Here is a 4934-nt window from a genome sequence, read left to right on the forward strand (position 1 = left end):
CGCGGGGGCCGCCGCGAGGGGGGCGAGCGGGCCCGGGGCGGACCCGGGGAGGTCGGGGAGGTGGCGGTCGTAGAAGCCGGTGTCCATGCGGGCCGTGGTGAACTCCTTGTGGCGCAGCGAGTTCAGCAGCAGGTCCAGGTTGGTGGTGGGGCCGTGGATCGTGGCCCTCTCCAGGGCTCCGGCCAGTTTGCGGACCGCCTCGGCGCGGGTGGGGGCGTGGGCGATCACCTTGGCGAGCATCGGGTCGTAGTGGACGCCCACGTCGTCGCCGCTCTCGTAGCCCGTGTCCAGGCGGACGGAGGCGGGGACCGACAGGCGGTGCAGGGTGCCGGTCTGCGGGGCCCAGTCCCGGGACGGGTCCTCGGCGTACAGACGGGCCTCGACGGCGTGCCCCCGCGCGGGTGGGGGCTCGTCGGGCAGCGGGGCCCCTTCCGCGACGCGGAGCTGCTGTGCCACCAGGTCGAGGCCGAACACCGCCTCCGTCACCGGGTGTTCGACCTGGAGGCGGGTGTTCATCTCCAGGAAGTGCGCGTCGGTGCCGGAGACCAGGAACTCGACGGTGCCCGCGCCCACGTAGTCCACCGCGCGTGCCGCCCGTACCGCCAGCTCGTGCAGCCTCGCCCTGAGGTCCTCCGGCAGGCCGGGGGCCGGGGCCTCCTCGATCACCTTCTGGTGGCGGCGCTGGAGGGAGCAGTCGCGGGTGCCCAGGGCCCAGACCGTGCCGTGGGTGTCGGCGAGGATCTGGACCTCGACGTGGCGGCCGTCCTCGACGTAGGGCTCGACGAAGACCTCGCCGTCGCCGAAGGCGCTCGCGGCCTCGGCGCGTGCGCTCTCCAGGGCGGCCGCCAGGTCCTCCGTGCGGCGCACGATCCGCATGCCGCGGCCTCCGCCGCCCGCGGCCGCCTTCACCAGCACCGGCAGATCGGCCGGTGTCACGTCCCGCAGGGGCGCCAGGCCCATCAGTTCCTTGGCGCGCGTCTTGGACGCCATCGCCTCGATCGCGGACGGCGGCGGGCCGATCCAGACCAGGCCCGCGTCCAGGACGGCCCGGGCGAAGTCGGCGTTCTCGGAGAGGAAGCCGTAGCCGGGGTGCACGGCGTCGGCGCCGGAGGCGAGCGCCGCCTTCACGATCAGGTCGGCGCGCAGGTAGGTGTCGGCGGGGGCCGCGCCCGGCAGGCGTACCGCCGCGTCCGCCATGCGGGTGTGCAGGGCGTTCGCGTCGGGGTCCGAGTGCACCGCGACCGTCCGGATGCCCAGCTCATGGCAGGTGCGGAAGATCCGGCAGGCGATCTCGCCCCGGTTGGCGACGAGCACAGAAGTGATCACTGAAGGGTTCCCTCACATCCGGAAGACGCCGAAGCCGCCGCGTGCGCCCTCGTAGGGGGCGGTGTGGATGGCGGACAGGCACATGCCGAGGACTGTCCGGGTGTCGCGGGGGTCGATGACGCCGTCGTCGTAGAGCCGCCCGGACAGGAACATGGGCAGCGACTCGGACTCGATCTGCTGCTCCACCATGGCCCGCAGGGCGGCGTCGCCCTCCTCGTCGTAGGGCAGGCCCTTCGCCGCGGCCGACTGGCGGGCCACGATGGAGAGCACGCCGGCGAGCTGCTGGGGGCCCATGACGGCCGACTTGGCGCTGGGCCAGGCGAACAGGAAGCGGGGGTCGTAGGCCCGGCCGCACATGCCGTAGTGGCCGGCGCCGTAGGAGGCACCCATGAGGACGGACAGGTGCGGGACCCTGGAGTTGCTGACCGCGTTGATCATCATCGCGCCGTGCTTGATGATGCCGCCCTGCTCGTACTCCTTGCCGACCATGTAGCCGGTGGTGTTGTGCAGGAAGAGCAGCGGGATGTCGCGCTGGTTGGCGAGCTGGATGAACTGGGCCGCCTTCTGGGACTCCGCGGAGAACAGGACTCCCTGGGCGTTGGCCAGCACACCGACCGGATAGCCGTGGAGCGCCGCCCATCCCGTCACCAGGCTCGTCCCGTACAGCGGCTTGAACTCGTCGAAGTCGGAGGCGTCGACGATCCGGGCGATGACCTCGCGCGGGTCGAAGGGGGCCTTGAGGTCGCCGGGGACGACGCCCAGCAGTTCGTCGGGGTCGTACTTGGGCGGTTCGGCCGGGCCCGGATCACCGTACGCCTTGCGGTGGTTGAGGCGGGCCACGACCCTGCGGGCCTGCCTGAGGGCGTCCCGCTCGTCCACGGCGAAGTAGTCGGCGAGGCCGGACACGCGCGCGTGCATCTCGGCACCGCCGAGGGACTCGTCGTCGCTCTCCTCGCCGGTGGCCATCTTGACCAGGGGCGGACCGCCGAGGAACACCTTGGCCCGCTCCTTGACCATGATCACGTGGTCGGACATGCCGGGGACGTAGGCGCCGCCGGCCGTCGAGTTGCCGAAGACGACGGCGAGGGTCGGTATCCCGGCCGCGGACAGCCGCGTCAGGTCCCGGAAGATGGCCCCGCCCGGGATGAAGATCTCCTTCTGGGAGGGCAGGTCCGCGCCGCCGGACTCCACCAGGCTGATGCAGGGCAGCCGGTTGGCGAGGGCGATGTCGTTGGCCCGCAGGGCCTTCTTCAGCGACCACGGGTTGCTCGCGCCGCCGCGCACGGTCGGGTCGTTGGCGGTGATCAGGCACTCCACGCCCTCGACGACACCGATGCCGGTGACGAGGGAGGCGCCGACCGTGTAGTCGCTGCCCCAGGCGGCCAGCGGGGAGAGTTCCAGGAAGGGCGTGTCGGGGTCCAGGAGCAGCTCGATGCGCTCGCGCGCGAGCAGCTTGCCGCGTTTGCGGTGCCGTTGGACGTACTTCTCGCCGCCGCCCGCGAGCGCCTTGGCGTGCTCGGCCTCCAGCTCGGTGAGCTTGGCGAGCATGGAGTCGCGGTGGTCCCGGTAGTCGGGGCCGGTGGTGTCGAGGGTGGACTGAAGGATCGTCACAGCAGGGCCTCCGGGATGTCCAGGTGGCGGGAGCGCAGCCATTCGCCGAGGGCCTTGGCCTGCGGGTCGAAGCGGTGCTGGGCGGCGACGCCCTCGCCGAGGATCCCCTCGACGACGAAGTTCAGGGCGCGCAGGTGCGGGAGGTCGTGCCGGCTGACGGTCAAGTCGGCCGTCTCCGGGAGGAGTTCCCGCAACCGGTCGACGGTGAGGGTGTGTGCGAGCCACCGCCAGGCCTCGTCCGTGCGGACCCACACGCCCACGTTGGCGTTCCCGCCCTTGTCGCCGCTGCGGGCTCCGGCGACGAGCCCGAGAGGGGCGCGCCGGGTCGGGCCGGGCGGCAGGGGCTCGGGCAGGGGTCGCGGAGGGCTGTCGAGTACGGCGGTCTCCTGGGCCGGCGCCACGGGGATCCGCCGCCCGTCATCGAGGACGGCCACATGGTCCACGGACCCATGGGGGACGTACACATCCTCGAAGACCCCATAGGGCGAGCCCTTCCCCGGTGGCGCCAGCACATGGAAGCCGGGGTAGCTCGCGAGTGCCAGTTCCACGGCGGCCCCGCTGAGCGCCCGCCCCACCGCCTCCTGGTCCGCGTCACGGACGACCAGCCGCAGCAGCGCGCTGGCGGTCTCCTCGGTCCCGGCGTCCGGGCGGTCCGTGCGGGCCAGGTCCCAGCGCACATCGGTGACCTTGGCCAGCTGTGGCTCCAGCTGCTCCCGCACCAGCGCGGCCTTGGCCTCGATGTCAAGGCCGGTCAGCACGAAGACGACCTCGTTGCGGAAGCCGCCGAGGCGGTTGAGGCCGACCTTGAGGGTGGGAGGCGGGGCCTCGCCGCGTGTGCCGGAGATCCGGACGCGGTCGGGGCCGTCCTGGGCGAGCCGGACGGTGTCGAGGCGGGCGGTGACGTCGGGGCCCGCGTACCGGGCGCCCTGGGTCTCGTACAGCAGCTGGGCCGTGACGGTGCCTACGTCCACGAAGCCGCCGGTGCCGGGGTGCTTGGTGATCACGGCGGTGCCGTCCTCGTGGAGTTCGGCGAGGGGGAAGCCGGGCCGTCGCAGATCGTGCCCGCCCTCCGCGAAGAAGGCGTAGTTGCCGCCGGTCGCCTGGGTGCCGCACTCCAGCACGTGCCCGGCGACGACCGCTCCCGCGAGGCGGTCGTACTCCCCCGGCCCCCAGCCGAAGTGGGCGGCGGCGGGCCCGGTGACCAGGGCCGCGTCCGTCACCCGCCCGGTCACGACCACGTCCGCGCCCTCGCGCAGACAGGCCGCGATGCCGAAGCCGCCGAGGTAGGCGTGGGCGGCGAGGCTGCCGGGGTGGCGGGCGGTGAGGTCGTCGCCCTCGACATGCGCGACACGTATGTCCAGGCCGAGCCGGCCGGCCAACTCCCTGATCCGTGCGGCGAGTCCGGCCGGATTGAGGCCGCCCGCGTTCGCGACGATCCGGACCCCGCGCTCCCGCGCCAGGCCGAGGCCCTCCTCCAACTGCCGCAGGAAGGTGCGGGCGTATCCGGCCTCCGGGTCCTTCAGCCGGTCCCGGCCCAGGATGAGCATGGTCAGCTCGGCGAGATAGTCACCGGTGACGACGTCGAGTTCACCACCGGTGAGCATCTCGCGCAGGGCGTCGAACCGGTCACCGTAGAACCCGGAGGCATTGCCGATACGAAGCGTCTTCACCGGGCCACCCCCTCCGCCGCGCGCTGCGCACCGCCCGGGCTCGCGCAGCCCGCCGGACCGCTGTGAAGCCGGCACCCGGCATCCACGCCCCCGGCGTGCCGACGGCCACGGCCGAAGCCGAGCGCATGACCGATACGAACACTCACCCGGCCCCCCTTCGCCACGTGCCCCTCACCAAGCGGGCCCGCGCAGCCCGCCGGACCGCTGCAGAGCCGGCGCCCGGCATCCACGCCCCCGGCCTGCCGACGGCCGCCACGCAAGACGGGCACGCTGCCGGAACAAGGACTCGAAACCCCGCGCCTCGCACCGTGCTGCCCGACATCAGCC

General features: G+C 73.1%; 3 protein-coding genes. All 3 read right to left on the reverse strand.

Annotated features, from left to right (window positions below):
- Window positions 1-1326 (reverse strand): acetyl/propionyl/methylcrotonyl-CoA carboxylase subunit alpha (locus tag EHS43_RS37255; RefSeq protein ID WP_125195046.1); only part of this gene is annotated, 1326 nt, incomplete at its 3' end.
- 12 nt (window positions 1327-1338) lie between these two features.
- On the reverse strand, window positions 1339-2937 hold the full coding sequence (locus EHS43_RS37260; protein WP_125195047.1) for an acyl-CoA carboxylase subunit beta: 1599 nt from the start codon (window positions 2935-2937) through the stop codon (window positions 1339-1341).
- Window positions 2934-4607, reverse strand: coding sequence for an acyclic terpene utilization AtuA family protein (locus tag EHS43_RS37265; protein ID WP_125195048.1), 1674 nt, complete (start codon window positions 4605-4607; stop codon window positions 2934-2936). The genes EHS43_RS37260 and EHS43_RS37265 overlap by 4 nt, the downstream gene beginning before the upstream one ends.
- Window positions 4608-4934 lie beyond the last annotated feature (327 nt).

Source organism: Streptomyces sp. RP5T (assembly GCF_003933965.1).
In the GTDB taxonomy this organism is placed as follows: Bacteria; Actinomycetota; Actinomycetes; order Streptomycetales; family Streptomycetaceae; genus Streptomyces.